13 protein-coding genes and 1 pseudogene are annotated in these 20,940 nt (G+C 39.6%); 7 read left to right on the top strand and 7 right to left on the bottom strand.

Annotation, left to right across the window (positions count from 1 at the left end; all coding sequences use genetic code 11):
• Positions 1-261 precede the first annotated feature (261 nt).
• The gene (locus OD355_RS09160) at positions 262-1,653 is read left to right on the top strand and encodes a sensor histidine kinase (RefSeq protein ID WP_263038167.1); all 1,392 of its coding nucleotides are present in this window, start codon (positions 262-264) and stop codon (positions 1,651-1,653) included.
• A gap of 542 nt (positions 1,654-2,195) precedes the next feature.
• Here OD355_RS09160 and OD355_RS09155 read toward each other — a convergent pair.
• Complete coding sequence (locus OD355_RS09155; RefSeq protein ID WP_263038166.1) at positions 2,196-3,206, bottom strand: TQO small subunit DoxD; 1,011 nt, start codon at positions 3,204-3,206, stop codon at positions 2,196-2,198.
• Between the two features lie 54 nt (positions 3,207-3,260).
• Positions 3,261-3,638, bottom strand: a complete 378-nt coding sequence (locus OD355_RS09150) for a hypothetical protein (RefSeq protein ID WP_263038165.1) — start codon at positions 3,636-3,638, stop codon at positions 3,261-3,263.
• A gap of 501 nt (positions 3,639-4,139) precedes the next feature.
• Between OD355_RS09150 and OD355_RS09145 the strand changes: the two genes are divergently transcribed.
• The 5 genes and pseudogenes from OD355_RS09145 (at position 4,140) to OD355_RS09125 (ending at position 12,481) form a co-directional block, all read left to right on the top strand.
• Positions 4,140-5,225 (top strand): Fic family protein, encoded by a 1,086-nt coding sequence (locus OD355_RS09145; RefSeq protein ID WP_263038164.1) that lies wholly within the window; start codon positions 4,140-4,142, stop codon positions 5,223-5,225.
• A gap of 184 nt (positions 5,226-5,409) precedes the next feature.
• Positions 5,410-6,435 (top strand): annotated as a pseudogene (locus OD355_RS09140) (IS481 family transposase); the annotation flags it as partial.
• Positions 6,436-6,800: 365 nt separating this feature from the next.
• A complete protein-coding gene (locus OD355_RS09135; RefSeq protein ID WP_263038163.1) occupies positions 6,801-8,000 on the top strand; it encodes a TolC family protein in 1,200 nt (399 codons plus the stop codon).
• 113 nt (positions 8,001-8,113) lie between these two features.
• Positions 8,114-9,196, top strand: coding sequence for an efflux RND transporter periplasmic adaptor subunit (locus OD355_RS09130; protein ID WP_263038162.1), 1,083 nt, complete (start codon positions 8,114-8,116; stop codon positions 9,194-9,196).
• A 195-nt stretch (positions 9,197-9,391) separates the two neighbouring features.
• Positions 9,392-12,481 (top strand): efflux RND transporter permease subunit, encoded by a 3,090-nt coding sequence (locus OD355_RS09125; RefSeq protein ID WP_263038161.1) that lies wholly within the window; start codon positions 9,392-9,394, stop codon positions 12,479-12,481.
• Positions 12,482-12,922: 441 nt separating this feature from the next.
• On the opposite strand, the gene OD355_RS09120 is transcribed toward OD355_RS09125, so the two are convergent.
• From OD355_RS09120 to gyrA, 5 genes are all read right to left on the bottom strand, one after another.
• Positions 12,923-13,198: a hypothetical protein gene (locus tag OD355_RS09120; protein WP_263038160.1), complete on the bottom strand. Its 276-nt coding sequence runs from the start codon at positions 13,196-13,198 to the stop codon at positions 12,923-12,925.
• A gap of 280 nt (positions 13,199-13,478) precedes the next feature.
• A complete protein-coding gene (locus OD355_RS09115) occupies positions 13,479-14,099 on the bottom strand; it encodes a DUF4136 domain-containing protein (RefSeq protein ID WP_263038159.1) in 621 nt (206 codons plus the stop codon).
• Positions 14,100-14,190: 91 nt separating this feature from the next.
• On the bottom strand, positions 14,191-14,787 hold the full coding sequence (gene coaE, locus OD355_RS09110; protein WP_263038158.1) for a dephospho-CoA kinase: 597 nt from the start codon (positions 14,785-14,787) through the stop codon (positions 14,191-14,193).
• 137 nt (positions 14,788-14,924) lie between these two features.
• Positions 14,925-16,277 carry a hypothetical protein gene (locus OD355_RS09105; protein ID WP_263038157.1) on the bottom strand — a complete coding sequence of 451 codons (1,353 nt, stop codon included), beginning with the start codon at positions 16,275-16,277 and terminating at the stop codon, positions 14,925-14,927.
• A 268-nt stretch (positions 16,278-16,545) separates the two neighbouring features.
• Positions 16,546-19,266 carry a DNA gyrase subunit A gene (gyrA, locus tag OD355_RS09100; protein WP_263038156.1) on the bottom strand — a complete coding sequence of 907 codons (2,721 nt, stop codon included), beginning with the start codon at positions 19,264-19,266 and terminating at the stop codon, positions 16,546-16,548.
• Positions 19,267-19,608: 342 nt separating this feature from the next.
• Between gyrA and OD355_RS09095 the strand changes: the two genes are divergently transcribed.
• Positions 19,609-20,883, top strand: a complete 1,275-nt coding sequence (locus tag OD355_RS09095) for a hypothetical protein (protein ID WP_263038155.1) — start codon at positions 19,609-19,611, stop codon at positions 20,881-20,883.
• Positions 20,884-20,940: the final 57 nt, after the last annotated feature.

Genomic DNA, 20,940 nt, shown 5'->3' with positions numbered 1-20,940 from the left:
GAATAAAGGCTATTCCATGTGACAACTGAAAAACAAATAAATTATATACACATGAAATAACCATAAAGATTAGGAATCTTTACCAACCGAGGATGATAATAAAGATTAAGGTTTTGGTTATTCCATGTGGCAAACAGAAAAAATTAAATATTAACACATGAAATAGCCATAAGCAAGTTGCATACCAACCGCGAATGAATAAAAGCTATTCCATGTCACGATTAAAAACAGCCGCAAAGCGGGGAACTAAAAATTACACACATGAAAATCAGGAACAAAATACTTATCTACTTTTCCAGTACCGTTATAGCGCTTTCTGCACTGTGGCTTGTGGTTGTTTTTGTTTTGTTTTCAGCGCATCGTGAAGAGGAATTTCAACAACAGCAATTCTCAAAAATTAAACATACAATTGAGCTGATAGAAGAGTTCGGAAAAATAAGCGAGGAGGTTTCATCATTGCTTGATAAGCAGGATATTCATGATTTTTACAACGAGAAAATGCTGATCTATGATGCTGATAAAAAACTCATTTTTTCGAGTATTGACAGCCTGGATATTTTAAAATCCAACGACATTCTCCACGGACTTTCGGTTTCAAACCGCTGGATTGAAACCAAAGAAGACGGCTATGACCTCATTGGAGTTTATGTGGAAAATCACTCCAAAGGCTATTATGCCATCAGTAAAGCATACGACTATTTCGGTTTTTCTAAAAAGGATTTTCTTCAAAAAGTACTTATTGGCATATTTGCAGCTATTGTAGTGATCGTACTTTTAATTTCGCTTTACCTGTCCAATATTATTGCCAAACCGATTTCGGAGCTGACAAACAAAATCGAAGATTACGATTTCCACAATCAGGAAAATAAGCCCCTGAAAATTAATACCACGACTTCCGAATTACGGGATTTGTCGGATAAATTCAATGAGCTGCTAAAAAGAACCAATGAAGCTTTCCTGTTTCAGAAACACAGCATCCAACACATTTCACATGAACTGAAAACACCGATCGCTGTTTTGGTGTCTGAGCTCGAAAAAATTGCAAAGCAGCATAATATCGAACAGATAAAATCAGAGCTGCACGAACAGACACAAAAAGCAAAATCTCTTGGAACCATTATTAATGTGTTGCTTCAAATTTCAAAAATTGAGTCAGGGCAAGAAATTACCAAAAACAATATCCGGATTGATGAAATTATTTTTGATTGTATTTCGGAAGTTAACAGCCTTTACCCGGATTTTCATTTCGAAGTAAATTTTACCCCGGATAACTTTAACGAAAACAGCTTAAATATTCAGGCAAACGAACCGCTTATCAAACAGGCTTTTTTAAATTTACTGATAAATTCCGTTCATTATTCTAATAATCAAAAAGCCAAAATTACATTTGACTGCACCACTGATTTTCTTAAGATCCTGATTTCAAATTGCGGGAAAACACTTTCCGAAGACGAACAAAAATTTATTTTCTCTCACTTTTTCAGAGGAAAAAACGCCCAAAACGTAGTGGGTTTCGGACTTGGGTTAGTACTTTCCCAGAAGATTTTTGCCATTCACAATGCTATACTACAATATCACTCACAAGAAAATATCAAAAATATTTTCAGCGTGGAATTTCCACATGATTATCAACAGATTGAAATGTTTGTATAATTTTGTTATTCCCGCATAAAAGCGAACAGAGAGCAAATGAGCAACACGAAAATATCCATCCGATTTTTTAACGACCAAGAAGTCCGTGCAGTTTGGGGACGAAGAAAACGGTTATTCCAAAGTAGGAAATTATTGGAAATACATCAAATCAAAGCTCAAAAAAGAAACAGCCAGGTGGTTAGTGCCACTATCCAGTTGAAATTACCGGCACCTGAAGGGAAAAAGCGTTTAACAGACACATTAGACAGCAACGGCATTATAGATTAGCCAAACATTTTCCAAACTAAAAACTCTTTTAAAAGATGCTTTAACCAACAAAATCAACGACCGTGAAATGTTTATGAAAGGCATTGATTGTTCTTATTATTAGGAAGAAAATGATCAGGAGATAATAATAGATAAAAATCTGTTGAAAACATTGTAAGCAATATTGGTAAATTGCCTCAAGCAAAACGAAATGCAAAAAACAACGCTTTTATCAACTTAAGAAAATTAAAAAAGCTATCGCACAATTGCGACAGCTTTTTAATATCAATAAACCGCTATTTTATTTTAGCAGTCCATTCCGCACCACTGATGTCTATTAGTTTTAGGAAATAATTCTTTTTTACTTCCGTGTTTTCCAAATCAATCGTTATATCAGCTTTTGCACCGAGTGGAATAATTAAACTATGTATTCCCGATTTAATTTTTGCCACATAATAATTGTAGATTTTATCTTTCGGGAATTGAGCTAATTCGCTTTGGTCAATAGATTTCACAACTTCATTATCCTCATTTAAAACCTGTATACCAATCAAAAACGAACCATAAACGTCCGCTCCCTCGACCCTAAAAATCTGAAAAGTCAATTGTGAGCCATTGTACTGAACATTGGAAATTTCTACTTTTGGTTTTACGGATTTGTTGTGCAACTTCCCGAATACACCACCGTGAAAATATTGGTTGGTAAACAATGTCAATCCGAAAATGAATAGGGATATTGCCAAAACTTTCGGTTTTAGATTATTGACAGGAAGCACGCCCGACCCTAAAAATCCGAACCATTTTTCGCGGGTAAACGCAAGGTCTTTGTTCATTAGATAATTATCCAAAGAATACGAACCGCTGCCTGTCAAAAACAACGTAAAACCACCTGCAATACCCAATACGCCGATTTGCCATTCGTCCAGACAAGTGGTACCGATCCAACCTGAACCTAAAAGAATACCCATTGCCAATAAAAATACGCCTATGCTCATCAGTCTTGTAAATAGCCCGAGAATGATGAACAACCCAACAATGGCTTCTACAATCGTAAAGACAACCATTGAAATCTGTAAGGCTTCTGGATTGGAAACGAGGTATTCGATAATCGGTTTTATACCCAAAGCATTGGGTAGAAAGTGATTGAATTTTTCGCCAATGTAGCCAGCTTCTTCGGGTATCAATTTGTTTTCTAAAATCAGTCTTCGCCAAAAAGCGGAAAAATATGTCCAACCGATAACCCAACGGAGGGACAATGTAAAAAGTCCAGCCATACTATTGGCTGTGCTATCTATATAATGCTTCATTTGAATTGTATATTTTAATTAAACGTGAAATAATGAGTAAACCGTGAGTGAAAATCACGCTACATCAAGTTTCAAGCATTTATATAAAATATATTTAGGCAGGCTGTTACCCGAAGGCGTTTTGGAATATTTGCCGTTTATTTTGGTGAAGCGAACTACAATAAATAGGTTTTCCGATACATTAAACGGCTCAATTTCCTTATGGGTGTCCGGCTGTTTTACAACCGGAATCTGTTGATTGTCGTTTTGAGAATATTGACAGGAGCTTGTGGGTGCGGTGGTTTTGGATTTTTTGAGCGGTTTGGAATATCCTGCATTTGCTGCACTCAACAATACTCCTTTAACCACACAAGGGCTTAATGCAAATAAAATAAACCACATCAATACGATGTGCCTGATATTCCTGATATGGTTTTCGGCCTTAAACATCATGATAAAAGTACAGCTATTTACGGGAATCACCCATACCATAAAATAAGAAAAACGATTTTTAACTAAGCATAATACTGCCTTAACCCGATGTGGCAGTACTTGGAATTCGTAGCCCATTAAAAAAACCAACCGGCTTAAGCCAAATTTTATATCCTTTAAGCTCGAGACTATCACTTTCAACAGGAGCAAATGTTGAAAAAAATGAGAAGAAATTCTTTTATTCTGTATTTGTAAACTTTCTGGCTACATTTATATGCAAAGGAAACATGCAAATCGCCAGAAAGAATCAGAAACATTTTTTGCAAACAATCTCCCCTTAATTTCCGCAAAGTTCCATACTGAAAGTCGAAGAGCGGCGGTTATTCAGGGTAAAATTCCGCAGACAACTGCAGTAAATAGACAAACAAGGGTAAAATTTACTTCTATTGTTTGAACGAGAGTAAATTTTTTATATTTTTACCCTTGTATTAAAAACAAGCATAAAACTTACATCTGAACAAAATGGCCAAATTCAACAAGGAAATACCGTATAATGACTTACCGTTGCTACCGCCAAAAGCAGATATTGAAACAAAGGAAATACTCCGTAAAACCATTTCGGCAGGTAGAGCACTGGCTCAATTGAACGGGACTTTACTCAATTTACCAAACCCAACTTTGTTTTTGGATACGATTTATTTGCAGGAAGCAAAAGCTAGTTCGGAAGTAGAAAACATCATCACGACAAATGATGAACTTTACAAATCGATGGTTGCTAATAAAAAAATTGAAAACTCGGCAACAAAAGAAGTTTTGAGTTACAAAGAAGCACTTTGGCTGGGGTTGGAACAGTTAAAGAAAAAACCTTTCATCACAACAAATTTTTGCATTAGCATTGTTCAATGTATCAAACAAAACACTGCTTCAATTCGGGTTACACCAGGAACAACATTAAGCAACAAAAAAGGCGAAGTAATTTACACACCACCAAGTGGAGAGCCTGTTATTCGTGAAAAATTGGCTAATTTAGAAAAGTTCATCAACGAAAATGACACTATTGACCCATTAATAAAGATGGCGTTAATGCACTATCAGTTTGAAGCAATCCACCCGTTTGCAGACGGTAACGGAAGAACAGGACGAATTTTATTGTTGCTGTATCTCAAACTTTCGGGATTGCTTGACACGCCTGCAATTTATCTGAGCGAATACATAATCAAGAACAAAGCAGATTATTATAAAAGTTTACGGGGTGTAACAGAAAGTAACGATTGGGAAAATTACATTTTGTATATGTTGGATATGATTGAAGAAACTTCAAACAAAGGCCTGGAACGCTTGAATAAAATTACAGCTACAATGGCAGAAACTGCGAACGAGATTAAAACCAAACTATCAAAAGTTTATTCCAAAGATTTGGTAGAAATTTTATTTCGTTTGCCTTATACCAAACGCCAACATTTGGTTGATGAAAACATAGGTAATCCGAAAACGGCCGGAAATTATTTGATTACTTTAGAAGAACACGGCTTTTTAAAATCGGTAAAAGTTGGAAAAGAAAAGTTGTACCTGAATGAGCTGTTATTGAAAATTTTAGAAGACAAATAACTATGCAAATAGAAATTTTACATAATACTTTGACTATTTAGGCAAACCAATATAAGTAACCGATGATAAGCATTTACAAAAACACGCAGCCCGAAACATCGGAGCTTTCTTTTACCCATAAACTGTAATAGACAAAACTTAATCTGACAATTGATAAATTTGTTAATTAAAAACTCAGATTAAGATGACAACACAAAAGAAGTTAATTCAACCCAAGTTAGGGTTATTAAAACTGGCCGAGAAGCTTGGTAATGTATCTGAAGCCTGTAAAGTAATGGGGTATTCCAGAGATAGTTTTTATCGTTTCCAAAAGCTGTACGAAGAAGGAGGCGAGATGGCTTTAAAGGAGATAAGCCGTAGTAAGCCCTTGTTAAAGAACCGTATCGACAAGGAGTTGGAAGACATAGTTGTGGCTTATGCCACAGAGCAACCGGCTCATGGCCAGCAACGTGTGAGTAACGAGTTAGTTAAAAGGGGGCATATAGTGGCTCCTTCGACAGTCAGGAGTGTTTGGTTACGTCATGACCTGGAGACTTTCCAAAAGCGTTTAAAAGCCCTGGAAGCCAAAGTGCAACAAGATAGGCTGGTTCTTACTGACGCACAGGTAGCGGCATTGGAAAAGAAAAAAGAAGAGCAGCAAAGTAGAGGTGAAATTGAAACGCACCACCCCGGTTACCTTGGAGCACAAGACACCTACTATGTTGGATATATTAAAGGCGTTGGTAAAATATACCAGCAAACGTTCATAGACACCTATACCCGCGTGGCTTTCGCTAAAGTTTATGATCGCAAAAATGCTTTGGTTGCAGCCGAGATGCTCAATGATAAAGTGCTGCCATTTTATCAGGAACAGCAGGTAGATCTGTTGCGTATTTTAACCGACAGAGGAACTGAATATTGCGGCGCAAGAGAGCATCACGAGTACCAGCTTTACCTTAATATTGAGGATATTGACCATACTAAAACCAAGGCAAAGAGCCCACAAACAAACGGTATTTGTGAGCGATTCCATCGCACCATGCAGGAAGAATTTTACGCAATTGCTTTTAGAAAAAAACTCTACAACACACTGGAAGCACTTCAATCAGATATTGATCAATGGATAGATTTCTACAATAGTGAGCGCCCCCATAGTGGCCGTTATTGTTTTGGTAAAACGCCCATGAAAACATTTGCTGATAGTAAAGATTTAGCCCGAGGCAAAGACATTAATGATTTTTTCAGACAAAACGCTATCTTTAAACTGTCAGACAAAACGGAAGCAGGCTCTGCTGAGGAGCAACCTGTCAGGGATAGTCTGACCGACGAGAATAATAAAGCGGTTGAAAATATCCAACCGCTTTCTACAAATTATTTTCCGAGCAATGCCTAACCTGTCAGATTAAGTAATAACGATTACACATTAAACCATTCCACTAATTCCACGCCTTTAAGCTAAATTTTATATCCTTTAAGCTCTTTTTAAGTTCGATACTATCACTTTTGCGACACTAAATGTTGCAAATGAAACCAATCATTTTATGCTGTGTTTTTATAAACTTCTGCTTGCAGCTAAGCGCACAGAAAACACTTAAATTGTCGCGTGAACAGGCAGAAGCAACCTTTTTGCAGAACAATCTTCTTTTAATTTCCGGGAAACTCAATATCGAAATTCAGCAAGCGGAGGTTATTCAGGCTAAAACGTGGCATAATCCTGAATTTTCAATCAGTGAGGTGAATCTCCGGAAAGCCAGCGGAGTAGAAACGTCGCCGCCATTTTTTGGACATTTCGGACGAAACCAGCAAATTGCTTTTGAGCTAAACCAATTGATTCAGACAGCGGGCAAACGCAAAAAACTTATTGCTTTGGAGGAAGTGAATGTTTCAAAAGCAGAGCAGTATCTTGAAGATTTATTAAGGGGCTTAAAACTCGAACTCAGGAATCAGCTTACCGAATTACAATATGTTCAGCAGTCTGTAAAAGTTCATCAGAAACTGATTGAAAACATTTCCATACTTATCAATGCCTACAATAATCAACTGGGCCAAGGCAATATTTCAAAAGCAGAGTATATTAGATTAAAAGCACAGGAACTCGAAATCAATAAACAGATTTTAGAGCTTATCCGGCAATCCAACGAAGTCCAGAAAAAACTTAAGTTGTTACTTCGCATTGACCCTGCTGTTGCTATCGAAATCACCGATGACGGTTTTGCTAAAAATCCTACGCATTATCAGGCTGCTTTTATTGAGCTCGTTGCAGAAAATGCTAAAGAAAACCGCCCGGATTACAAATTGGCTATGTTGGAAGAAGACTATTCCAATAAATTATTGTCTTACCAAAAAGCACAGCGTGTACCAGATTTAAAATTCAGCGTGAATTATGACCGGAACGGAAGCGTAATGCTCGATTTTGTTGGTATCGGGGTTTCCTTTGATTTGCCGTTTTTCAACCGTAACAAAGCAGGTATAAAGAAGGCTCAAATCAGCATTGAAAATGCCAAAGTGCAAAAAGAGCAAATCACGCTTGCCATCGAAAACGAAATCTTGCTATCCTATAAGTCCCTGCAACAGGCTATTGAGTTTCTGAATAAAATCGAAATTGGTTATGAAGCAGATTTGGATTTGCTTCTGGAAAACTATACCAGAAACTTCACTTCCCGAAATGTGCGTATGCTGGAGTATTTCGATTTTATGGACGCTTATCTGAACAACAAAAAGATCATACTCGAAGCTCGAAAAGAAGTGAATCAGAAAGTAGAAGAACTCAATTATTCTTTAGGAAAAGACTTTTAACGAACAATAATGAAATAGCCATAAGCAAAGTTGCATACCAACTGTTGATGAGTGAAGGCTATTGCATATGGCTATTGAAAACAGCTGCGAAGCAGCGCACTAAAATTACCTACGTGAAAAAATACATTATACCCGCATCATTTCTTCTACTTCTTACCGGCTGTGGGAATGGAGAAGGATTTAAAGCTCAAAAAGAAAAATTCTGTCTGAACGACAAGAACAAAAGCATTACCGAAATCAAAACTGTCGAAAAACAAGCCGTTACAGAAAGAATCCATTTAACAGGTAGTATAGAGCCCAATGCCGACAAGGTTGTTCATTTTGTGAGCCTTGTTGACGGGATTATCTCCAATACTTATTTTTCATTAGGAACTGCCGTAGTTAAAGGGCAGGTTTTGGCAGAAATGCAGAGTACGGAATTGAGTTCACTTAAGGCAGAATTACGGTCCCTGAAAGCTCAGATTGAAATTGCAAAAGTGGATTTGAATGCCAAAGAACAAATGTTTAAAGACGGGATTTCCTCAAACAGGGATTTGATTGAGGCGCGCAATAATCTTCATGTTTTAGAATCCGAAAAACAAAAAATAGAAAGCAATCTGAACTTGTACAGTGCAAGCAGTACCAAAAACGTATTTCAGCTCAAAGCCCCGGCTTCGGGAATCATTACAGCTAAAAATATTAATTCCGGGTCAACCGTAACCAATGACGGTGAACCGCTGTTTTCCATTTCGAATCTGAATAATGTCTGGGCTATGGCCAACATCTATTCTACGGATATCGCTCATATAAGCAAAGGAATGGAAGTTGAAATCAAAACACTTTCATATCCTGACGAAATATTTAAAGGAAAAATTGATGTGATTTCACAGGTTTTAGACGAAAATGCAAAAGTTCTGAAAGCACGGATCATATTGAATAATGAGAGCTTTAAGTTAAAGCCCGGAATGATTGCCGACATTATAGCTCTCAAAAAAACAGACAAGCAAAAACTGGCAGTCCCAACTTCATCTCTGGTGTTTTTCAACGGGAAAAATTACATTTTGGTTTACAAAAATGATTGTGATATTGAAGCAAGGGAAGTTACGCTGCTCGCCAAAAACAATGGTATAACCTATATTGAAAGCGGATTGCACGAAAACGAAAAGATCATTACCCAAAACCAGCTTTTGATTTTTGAGGAAATAATTACTAACTAATAACTTTCATAGGTCTCTCTCTACACATCGGTTATAGCAGTGTTGGTGAAATGCATACAACAAGAGGTACCAAGAATAATTATCAGAAAAATTTCTTTTCGTTTCTCTGCGTAAATTACCCGGAGTGAGGTTGGAGATTATGTCACACTTACCATTAAGCGCTTCATGAAATCAACGGTAAAAACAATAATATAGATGCAAAAATTCATTAAAAATATAGTTGCCTTTTCATTGAAAAACCCGGTTATCATTTTTTTTCTTACCGGATTATTGGTGATAATTGGAGTCATCAGCCTGAAGCATACGCCTATTGAAGCCTTTCCCGATGTTACCAATACAAGAGCAAGAATTATCACGCAATGGTCGGGAAGAAGTGCGGAAGAAATTGAGAAATTCGTAACGCTTCCGATAATGAAGCAAATGAACACCATTCCCAAAAAGACAGATGTGCGTTCCATTTCCTTATTCGGATTGTCTGTGGTTACGGTGATTTTTGATGATGATGCGGATGATTTTTACGCCCAGCAATATGCCTCAAACCGCCTTCAGGGAATAGACCTTCCCGATGGTGCAGAAGCTAAAATTGAACCGCCTTACGGGGCCACAGGGGAGATTTTCCGTTATGTAATCCGGAGCACCAGGCCCGTCAAAGAGATTACTGCCATCCAGGATTGGGTAATTGAAAGGGAATTGGTTGCAGTTCCGGGAGTAGCCGATATCGTGAGCTTTGGCGGGGAAGAAAAGATTTACGAAATCAAGATCAATCCGACAGAGCTCGCCAACTACGATTTATCTCCTTTAGATGTGTATGAAGCCGTTGCAAAAAGTAACCTTAATGTAGGTGGCGATGTAATAGAAAGAGGTGCGCAGGCGTATGTGGTTCGTGGTGTCGGCCTCTTGGAAAGTACAGAGGACATAGAAAACATATTGATTGAAGTCCGGGGGAGCACCCCGATTTTGGTAAAGCACGTGGCGCAGGTTGAAATTTCAGCCAAACCAAGATTAGGACAGGTCGGGCTTCAGGACGAAGATGATTTGGTGCAGGGTGTTGTGATTATGCTTCGTGGCGAAAACCCCGACGAAGTGATACCGGCATTAAAGAATAAAATTGAAGAACTGAACAATATCATTCTCCCGAAAGATGTAAAAATAGAATCTTTTATAGACCGGACAGAATTGGTAAATGCAACCGTGAGCACGGTTGCCAAAAATATTGTTGAGGGAATTTTCCTCGTATCGGTTATCGTATTTATCTTTCTGTATAATTGGCGGACAACGGTAATTGTAGCTTCCGTTATTCCACTTTCTTTCCTATTTGCTATTATCATGTTGCGGATTCAGGGCCTTCCCGCCAATCTGATTTCAATGGGAGCGATCGACTTCGGATTGCTGTTGGAAGGAACGCTTGTGATCGTTGAAACCGTTTTTGTTGCAATGGAAAAAACAGCCCGTAAAGTTGGAATGCCTGTTTTCAACAAAATGTCGAAATCGGGGTTGATAAAAAAAAGTGCAGGGAAAGTGGCTGGATATATTGTTTTTGCTCAAATTATACTGATTGTGGCTCTTATCCCGATTTTCTCATTCCAGAAAGTGGAAGGAAAAATGTTTTCGCCTTTGGCCTTTACGTTGGGATACGCACTTTTAGGTTCACTTATTTTAAGCATTACCTATATCCCCGTAATGTGCAAGGTATTACTGCGTAAGAATATAATTGAAAAAGAGAATTTCATCTCGAAGTTTTTAAAAAATTTGATGTACAAATTATTCCAGTGGAGTGCAAAACATAAAAAAGCAACTATTTGCGCGTTTATCGTTTTATTGTCTGTTTGCAGCGTTCGTTTCCTGAATTACGGTACGGAGTTTATTCCGAAGTTGAACGAGGGAGCTTTGTATGTAAGAGCCACATTACCGAACAGTGTAAATCTCCAGGAAGCTACCCGCTTGGCTAAAGAAATGAAAGACAGAATCAGAGGGTTTGAAGAAGTAAAATTCGTTTTAAACCAAGTAGGCAGGCCCAATGATGGTACAGACCCGACAGGATTTTTCAATATTGAATTTCACATCCAGCTACACCCTGAAAAACAGTGGAAAAACAAATTGTCCAAAGACGAGCTTATTGAAGAAATGCGAAAAGAATTACAGACCTATCCCGGCATTGTATTCGGGTTCAGTCAACCCATCCAGGATAATGTGGAAGAATATGTAGCAGGGGTAAAGAGCTCATTGGTGGTGAAAATTTTCGGAAATGATTTGTTCAAGCTCGAAGAATATGCTCATCAGGTAGCTGAAGCTATCCGAGGCGTAGCAGGGATCGAAGATTTAAATGTTTACCGGAATATTGGGCTCCCCGAACTCCGTATTCAGCTTCACGATCACAAAATGGCTCGCTATGGAGTAGATATGGCTAACGCACAAGCTGTGGTTGAAATGGCCATCGGCGGAAGCGCAGCCACAACCTTCTATGAAGAAGACAGAATGTTTGACGTGCGTATTCGTTTTGCCAAAGAATACCGCGATGACGATGAAAAGATAGGTGATATTTTAATCCCTACTGAATCCGGCGCCAAAATACCATTACGTGAGATTTCAACTATCAGCCATATCACAGGGCCAACATTTATATACCGGGAAGGAAGCAGCCGGTATATTGCTGTCGGATTTAGCATAGAAGGAAGGGATTTGGGAAGTACTATTGCAGAAGCAAAAACCAAAGTAGCCCAAAAAGTTCAAATCCCGAAAGAAAACAAAATGGTTTGGGCAGGAGAATTTGAAAGTAAGGAAAGAGCAACGGCACAGTTGGCTGTGATCGTTCCGGCGGTACTGTTGCTTATTTTATTCCTGTTGTATTTCAATTTTAGGACAATTAAAGATACACTTATCGCTGCAAGTACCATTCCGTTTGCTTTTATAGGAGGATTTATCTCGCTTTGGCTTACGGGAACAGTTTTCGGAATTTCTGCAGGAATCGGGTTTATCATTCTCTTCGGAGTAAATACCATAAACAGTATTATTCTCATTGCGGTAATGAAAGACAATTTACGTACAATGAACCTTAAAGATGCGATTTCAACAGGCGTCTATGATCGGATCCGTCCGATTGTAATGATTGCTCTTATGGGCTCTTCAGGACTGCTTCCTGCATCACTTTCAACCGGAATGGGCTCCGAAATTCAAAAACCGCTTGCCATTATGATCGTAGGCGGATTACTAATTTGTATGATACTTTCACTTACAGTTCTTCCCCAGGTTTTTCACCGCGCTTATCAGCAAAGAGAAGAGTCCTGATGTTGTTCCGGAAATTTAAAAAGCGCTCTTTTGACCTCCATATTTTTATAACGGCAATACAGAAATACCTTTAATATTTGTTTTGGTGATTATAAACTGATAAAAAAAGAAACATGCTGTAGGATGTGAAAAGTCTGAAGCGGAGTATAAACAAGATCACCTGTCTGTTTTAAGGAATCTTCCAATTACCTACAACATAAGAGCAGAAATGAGTTTGAAAAGATATTAAGCGAGGCTAAAGATTGCTGTACCTATGCGTGTGTGTGATAAAGCAATAGTATAGTTGAGTCCGCAACCATAACAAGATCGAAAGCGCGCTTAAAAGTGTCCTGTAAGAAAATCTAAAATATAATCCCTGCAACAAAAAAGAGCTTTAATGCAATAACAGAAATTAAAAAGCCCCATCAATTTGTTGGGGCCTGATCAAAAAAATATATTGAATTATTTTTTTGCAGCAGCTTTCTTTGGTGAAGCTTTTTTAGCAGCAGCCTTTTTAGGAGCAGCAGCTTTTTTTACAGCTGCCTTTTTAGGAGCAGCTTGTTTTGCAGCAGCTTTCTTAGGAGCAACAGCAGCTTTTTTTGCAGCGGCTTTCTTAGGAGCAGCAGCAGCTTTTTTTACAGCAGCTTTTTTAGGAGCAGCTTGTTTTGCAGCAGCCTTCTTTGGGGCAGCAGCTTTCTTTGCAGCAGCTTTTTTAGGAGCGGCCTTTTTTGTAGCCATAGCCATAGTTTAAAATTTAATGGTTAGTAAATAATATTGTAAAATTATAAACAAATAAAATAACAAATAAAAAAATAGCATTGTTTTTTTAATTTTTACATGATTAATCATAAACAAATTAAATGCCGAAATATTTCATAATATCTTCACAAGCCCTGAAACTATTTATTCATCAGCTATACAGCAATAACGGCTACACCATAATAAAGCCTGACATACACATAAAAAAAATGGAAACCATTGAGCTGATTTCCATTCTTAAAATATTTTATTGAGATTTTTAATGAAACAATCCTTTCTTCATCAGGTCATCTACAATTGATTTTGCATAGTCCTTACCCAATGAAGCAGCAGAAGAAGGATCACTGGTTTCTGAATGCGCAGAGTAAATCATTTGTTTACTTCTCTTAAGATCGTACAGGTTGGTCTCAAAAGTATAAGAAGAATAATTTCTCACATATCCTGTAGGGCCCCATGCAAAAGGATACCAGTAAGAATAATATCCCCACCAGGAATACGGGCCGCCCCAGTAGTTGTTTACATACTGTTGCTTTTTATTCTTGTCAATCATGGTGATTGTGATAACGCCGTCAATACCGTTTTGATTCATCTGGCTCAGTGCCTGCTCTTCATTCATTTTATCAAATGCGCGCGGGCCGTAAGTGTCTGTAGATGTTACGGCATTGAAACCCCTGTTTCTTAATTCCTGTACCAGGTGGTTCTCCATGCTGACATTGGAAGAACGGTTTTTGTTGCTCAATAAACCCATCACGAGAATCTTGTTGAGGCTCGTCCTGCTCAGATTGGCATCTTTAGAAACCCAACTGGTTGTAACGCGGGAAGTGGAGCAACCTGCAAGTAACAACAATGCAGGTATGGCAAGTAATAATATTTTTTTCATTTGCATATTTTTTTATCGCCGCTTGCGGCATGGTTTAAATTTATATATAGTGTTGTGATTTAAAATTACTACAAATTAGACAATAATTATCTTAAAAGTTTAAACTTTTTGAACTTATTATTGCATGGTGAATTTCTAGAACCTGAGGTATCAGGAGCCTGCTTTCATCGTTAAAAATCACGTAGTCGCAAAGCCGCATTTTTATTTCTTCATCTATTTGCCTTTCCATACGGCTAAGCACCTCCTGCCTGCTGCTGTTGCTGCGGTTCATTGCCCGCTGAATCCTTAATGCCTTGGGGGCATATACACCTATCACAATGTCAAGGCCGCCGGCGGTACCTGCTTCAAAAAGTATGGCTGCTTCCTTGATAATATAAGGCGCCTTTTGCCGGCTTACCCACGTGTCAAATGCACGCATAGCAGCAGGGTGCACAATACTGTTGAGCAGTGTTAATTGCTCATTGTCGCTAAAAACTTTTTCTGCAAGCATTTTTCTCTGCAGCATGCCGTTATTGCCGTACACGTTGCCGAAATTTTTTATTACCTGCCGCTTCAAAACGTCATCTTCATTCAATAGATCTTTAGAACGGCTGTCGGCATCAAAAACAGGAATACCAAGGGTTTCAAAGATCTTTGAAACCAGTGACTTGCCGCTGCCTATACCACCTGTTATGCCTGCTTTTATCATAAATTAATTCCAAGTTAATCAGTAAATTTTAAATACAAATACCACCTGTCGCTTTTCTTTGACAACAGGCTCAACAAAGTCATTACATAAAAAAAGTGTGATACAATATACCACACTTTTCTTACTTGTATAAAAAATTATTTAGAAAGGCTGTCGAACAGTTTATTGTACTTGTTGAATTCAGCTTCGTACTTGTCAACCAGTTGTGGCTGCACGCCCCTTGCTTTGGAAGCTTTCCACTCAAACAGGTTTGTCATGTTGCGGTAAGCATTTCTCAGGTAGCTTGTTTCCCTCCTGTCTCTGTCAGTCTTGCCTTCCAGTACGGGAATAGCTTTCTGGTACCACTCTATGCTTTTTTCTACAATCGCATGTTGCTGCTTAAGGATTTCATCACGTTTTGCTTTTAAGGCAGCTCCCTGGCCTGCATTAGCGCGGAACTCATCTTCCAGGTGCTGGTATATCTGGTAGTTTACGATAGCTGCATTCAGCCCGTATAACGGGTCTTTTGTTTTTTCAAACAGCTTGCCGTAAGCTTTTGCGCCTGCGGATTTTAATGCTATCATCTGATCAATGGCTGCGCTGTCAGAACCTTTGCCTGAAAGGGTTTCAGCGAAGTTAAGATAGCCATTTTCATCCAGTGTACCGGCAGCGTCTGCTTCATTGAATTTGGCGAGCAGGTCTGTTAGGGCAGCGCCGGCAGACATATTATCCATTTCCAGTTTTGACCACAATGCGGCATAATCCGGGAATGTTTTTTTAGCTAAAGGAAGCCATTTTTCAACAGATGCTTTATCCTTGTTTTTGATAGCTCTTTCCAGCATGAACTGGTAGGCTGGAGCCATTTCAGGAGTTATAATATTGCGATTTAATAATTTTGTATAATAGTAAGCTGCAGAATCTGCCAATGCAGGATTGTTCACGGAAGCATTCTGCGCTGCAAAACCTGCATACAAAACCGTTGCAGTATCTACCGCATTCCTGTCCGGGTTTTGAGAGAAACCGTTGCGAAGCAGGAACTCAGAAATCTCTTCAGCTGTTCTGAAATGTTTTAATGCGCCTGTATAGTTCTGGCTGTTGAATTCCCTTAATGCCAGGTTGAAAGAACGCACGTAAATATTGCTGACACCATCCAGGCCGATCCTGTTGTGGTCGTTTAATAGTTTGTTGAATTTAGCTGTATCTGCACCGAACTGGTTCTGGTAATTTTTGAAAATCCCATAAGCTACATCTCCCGCGTTGGGATATTTGGCATGTAGAGCGGAGTCGAGATACAATCTTCCGTAAGTCAATAACCTGGCCATATCCAGTGCCTGGTTGCTGGCATTGGCAGGATCTGCGGCAAATTTGTCTACTGCAGTTTTTCCATCTTCGAGTTTATTTTGCGAGAGTACAAGCAATTGCAACTTATTCATTTCGTTGTCGTTGAATTTTTGTGCAAAAACACCTATACCACTTGCTAACAAGGTGATGGTAAATAGTACTTTTTTCATGTGTATTTATTTTATTTTTCTTAATGGTCACATGGAATAGCCTTTATTCATTCACGGTTGGTATGCAACCTTGCTTATAGCTATTTCATGTGTATATTTTTTATTTTTCTTAATGGTCACATGGAATAGCCCTTTATTCATTCGCGGTTGGTATGCAACCTTGCTTATAGCTATTTCATGTGTGTATTTTTTATTTTTCTTAATGGTTCCCAAGCTATCGGGAACCCAGTTAATTATTTGTAAGATTGATCTCTGAGAAAATGCTCTTTTAATCCTCCTGCATTTCTTCCTCTCCGCCCGTGTCTTCATCCATATCCTCGTCTGGTGCATCTTCGGAGCTTACATCAGCCAAGCCTTCAACTGTTTCAACAGATATCTCCTCTGTTGGCTCTATATTGATCTCATCTTCGTTCATTGCTTCTTCCTGCTCATCAATTTTGGAGATGGCTGCTATTTCATCGTTTTCATTCAGCTTAATCAATATTACGCCCTGCGTATTCCTACCTGATTCTTTAATGCTGGAAACTGCTGTTCTTATAGTTATACCCGATTTGCAGGTGATGATCAAATCTTCGGTTTGTTTGACATCTAAAATTCCTACAAGTTTACCTACTTTATCGGTCACGTTAATTGTTTTTACACCCTTGCCGCCCCGGTTGGTAACCCTGTAAATATCGTTGCCTTCTTCGTCTGTGATCTTGGTGCGCTTGCCATATCCTCTCTCACTTACCACCAGCACCGTAATCTCTTTATTTTCAAAAGGTACACATATCATCCCTACCACTGCATCGTCCTTATCGTCTACCTCAATACCGGCAACACCGATGGCTCCCCTTCCTGTCGGACGTACTTTGGATTCATGGAACCGGATAGCCCTTCCGGATCTTACTGCAAGCATTATCTCGTTGTTGCCATCCGTGATTTTTGCATCGAGCAATTCATCGCCATCATTGATGGTTATGGCATTTACGCCGTTTGCCCTCGGGCGGCTGAAGTCTTCCAGCCTGGTCTTTTTAATAATGCCTTTCTTAGTGCAAAGCAGTATAAAATGATTCTGAAGATATTCCTGCCTGTTTACTTTCTTAATGTTTACAATAGCCCTGATTTTATCATCGCCCGGTATTTGTATCAGGTTCTGAATGGCACGGCCTTTAGTATTCTTTTCACCCTGCGGTATTTCGTACACTTTCAGCCAGTAGCAACGTCCTTTCTCGGTAAAGAACAACATCATGTCATGGTTGGAAGCCACAAACAGCTTATCCACATAGTCTTCCTGGCGTGTAGCTGCGCCCTTGCCCCCTCTGCCGCCGCGTTTCTGCTGACGGTATTCCGTGGCTGATGTTCTTTTTATATAACCCAGGTTGGAGATAGTGATCACCACGTCTTCATCTTCTATCAAATCTTCAATGCTGATCTCGTCTGCAAGGTATTCAATCGAGCTTTTGCGCTCATCGCCAAACCGGTCTTTCGCTTCCTGAAGTTCATGCCTGATGACACCATAGCGTTTCTTTTCATCGGTGAGAAGGTCGTTCAGGTAGGCAATGGTTTTCATAATGTCTGCAAACTCATCCCTGATCTTATCTCTTTCCAGGCCGGTCAGCCGCTGCAAGCGCAATTCCAGTATAGCTTTTGCCTGTACTTCATCTATGGGATGCCCGGCTTCTTCCGGTCCCAGCAGCTGGATAATATGATCTGTTTTTAAGGTAAGGTTTGCATTGATGAGGTTTTCTTTGGCAATTTCCGGGTTAGGCGAATTCCTGATGATGGAAATTACCTGGTCCAGATTATCAAGCGCAATTAAAAAACCTCTCAGCAAATGTGCTCTTTCGCGGGCTTTTCTCAGTTCGAATTGCGAACGGCGTATGATCACCTCCATCCTGAATGCTATAAACTCAGAGATCAGGTCTTTGAGATTCAGCGTCTTTGGCCTTCCGCGTACAATGGCTACGTTGTTGATGCCAAAGCTTGTCTGCAATTCGGAATACTTGTATAGCTGGTTGATGATAACGTTGGCAACCGCGTCGCGCTTCAATTCCACCACAATACGGATACCGCCGCGCTTACTTGTTTCATTGTTGACATACGCAATGCCTTCAATAACTTTATTGGTAGCCAGCTGGCCTATCTTATCGGTAAGTGCATCCAGGCTCACCTGGTAGGGCACTTCTGTAATCACTATTTTCTCCCTGCCGCTTTCTTTGGTTTCCACATGGCATTTGCCGCGTACTACTACCCTGCCTCTGCCCGTCTTCATCGCCTGCACTACGCCTTCCATGCCGTAAATAATACCGCCGGTGGGAAAATCCGGGGCTTTTACGTGCTTCATCAGCTCATCTACCTCAATATCGTTACCCTCTGAAACAGCGTCTATATAAGCAATACATCCATCAATAGATTCTGACAGGTTGTGCGGCATCATGTTGGTAGCCATACCCACAGCAATACCGCTGGAACCGTTTACCAATAATTGCGGTACCCTGGAAGGGAGCACAGTAGGCTCCTGCAGGGAATCGTCAAAGTTCAGCTGAAAATCTACAGTATCTTTCTCAATATCATTCAGGATAAACTCAGATAACTTCTGAAGGCGCACCTCTGTATAACGCATTGCCGCCGGGGGATCTCCGTCCTGTGTGCCAAAGTTACCCTGTCCGTCTGCCAGCGGATAGCGCATCGTAAATTCCTGCGCCATTCTTACCAGCGTATCGTAAATAGAAGAGTCGCCATGGGGATGATATTTACCCATAACCTCGCCCACAATACGGGCAGACTTCTTATAAGGTTTATTGCTGTTGTTTCCCAGTTCGTGCATACCGAACAATACACGACGGTGTACCGGCTTAAAGCCATCTCTCACATCCGGTAATGCCCTCCCTACAATTACGCTCATTGAATAATCAATGTATGCGCTTTTCATCTCTTCTTCAATATTTACCGGAATTATCCTGTCGAAATCCTCGGTCTGGTCCGGTAATTTATTTTCTTCTGACATACTAATTTTTAATCGTTCTTTCTATAAGCTTACCAAGCTTTTTTTAATCCTCAAAAATAAAGAAAAAAGATGATAAACTCAACAAAAATCAGCGTACAAAAACGTGCAGATTACGTGTTTAAACATGGTATAATTTCCTATTCATTTGTATATAAACTGTTTACCCGGGCACAGTTCAGGCTGCAGCCAGGATAAATGGTCGATCTTTATAAATTCGGTTTACAGGCAAGCAGAACAATTGGAATTTTAACCATTTTTAAAAGTTTAATTCCAAAATTCTTCGGCATATTTGTTGTATATTGTAATCAATATATTCTAACACAGAAAACAACCTGAGTAAGCGTGCTTTATAAACTTTTAAGAGATAATGTAGAAACCGGTCCATATACCAAAAGCGAGCTGATGGGCATGAACCTGCATTCTTCAGACTTTATTCGCCCTGACGTTGAGGGAAGCAACTGGATACTTGCCAATAAGTTTGCTGAGCTTAAAGATAAGATTGTAGAGAATGCACCTAAACCTAAATACAAGATCACAGCCGACGGTAAGCTGGTAGAGATCAGCAATACCACTAACCCGCACAATGCAGCTGCATCAGAAAACACAGGACAACCTGCTACAGATAATGCACCTTTTAAAAGAACGCCTTCACCCCTTCCTAAAAAAAAGAGCGAAGCTGAAGAAAACAAGGATAAGGCATTTGACTACCAGGCTAAGGATACAACAGGCAACCATGCTAAGACAAGCAACACTGCCTTCTCCGGAAGCAAAACGGAACCCATAAAACCCAAACAGAAAAAAGAGAAACCGGTTAAAAGGTCCGGCAGCGTTTTAAAAGAATTTATCATTCCGCTGGCTATCCTGGGCGGCCTGTTTGCAGGATGGAGCTATTACAACTCAAGGACCGGCAACGGCACCAAAGAAACAAGAGAGACGATTAACGATATGGTTTCTGATTTTAAACAAGACAGCATTAAATCAGTAAATCCGAACGATCTGGCAACCGCAACAACACCTGTTACAGAAGTGGCAGTACCGAATTTTGACAGCGTAAAGGTTGCTGTAGTTCCTCCCAAAAAAAATACGGACTCCATAGCTTTAGCAAAAAAACTGGCGGCAGCCAGGGATTCTGCCACGGCAGCCAGAAAAGCTGCTGAAGCAAAACAACCGAAACCTGAAGAGAAGATCGCCGCAACTGAAACCAAGCCTAAGGAAGACACCAAGCCTGCACCTGCTCCCAAAACAGTAACAAAGGAAGATACTCCGAAAGCTGCAACACCTGCCAAAGAAACTCCTAAAGCTACTGAAACAGCCAAAAAAGGCGGCTCTGTACGAGACTACGTAAGACTGGACCTGAATAAGCCGTCTACAGAAGGCTTTGTGAATGCAAAGATCAGGGTAAACAACATCAGTAAAATAAACCTGAACGTTGCGGTAGTACGCGTGCGCTACCTTGACGAGAAAAGCAATGTAATAAAGAATGAAACATTACAGGTAGAAAACATCCCTGCAGGCAGAAGCGTGATCGTAGGCATACCAGACAACAAATCCGCAGCCAAAATCTCCTACGGCGTTACTATGCTCAGCGGCGACGACGTTTATATCATGAGGAAATAAGAGAGTTGGATAATGGACAAATTGAGAATGGATAATTGAGAATGGAGAGTGGAATCA

The organism is Haoranjiania flava (assembly GCF_025631005.1).
GTDB classification, from domain to species: Bacteria; Bacteroidota; Bacteroidia; order Chitinophagales; family Chitinophagaceae; genus Haoranjiania; species Haoranjiania flava.
Note: the sequence above shows the minus strand (reverse complement) of the source record. Positions and strands in the feature narration are given on the sequence as shown.

What these genes read in the sequence shown, in the direction of transcription:
- OD355_RS09160 (WP_263038167.1), top strand. Translation starts at nt 262, where the DNA reads ATGAAAATCAGGAACAAAATACTTATCTACTTTTCCAGTACCGTTATA.
- OD355_RS09155 (WP_263038166.1), bottom strand. Translation starts at nt 3,206, where the DNA reads ATGAAGCATTATATAGATAGCACAGCCAATAGTATGGCTGGACTTTTT.
- OD355_RS09115 (WP_263038159.1), bottom strand. Translation starts at nt 14,099, where the DNA reads ATGAAAAAAATATTATTACTTGCCATACCTGCATTGTTGTTACTTGCA.
- OD355_RS09150 (WP_263038165.1), bottom strand. Translation starts at nt 3,638, where the DNA reads ATGATGTTTAAGGCCGAAAACCATATCAGGAATATCAGGCACATCGTA.
- OD355_RS09145 (WP_263038164.1), top strand. Translation starts at nt 4,140, where the DNA reads ATGGCCAAATTCAACAAGGAAATACCGTATAATGACTTACCGTTGCTA.
- gyrA (WP_263038156.1), bottom strand. Translation starts at nt 19,266, where the DNA reads ATGTCAGAAGAAAATAAATTACCGGACCAGACCGAGGATTTCGACAGG.
- OD355_RS09125 (WP_263038161.1), top strand. Translation starts at nt 9,392, where the DNA reads ATGCAAAAATTCATTAAAAATATAGTTGCCTTTTCATTGAAAAACCCG.
- OD355_RS09105 (WP_263038157.1), bottom strand. Translation starts at nt 16,277, where the DNA reads ATGAAAAAAGTACTATTTACCATCACCTTGTTAGCAAGTGGTATAGGT.
- coaE (WP_263038158.1), bottom strand. Translation starts at nt 14,787, where the DNA reads ATGATAAAAGCAGGCATAACAGGTGGTATAGGCAGCGGCAAGTCACTG.
- OD355_RS09120 (WP_263038160.1), bottom strand. Translation starts at nt 13,198, where the DNA reads ATGGCTACAAAAAAGGCCGCTCCTAAAAAAGCTGCTGCAAAGAAAGCT.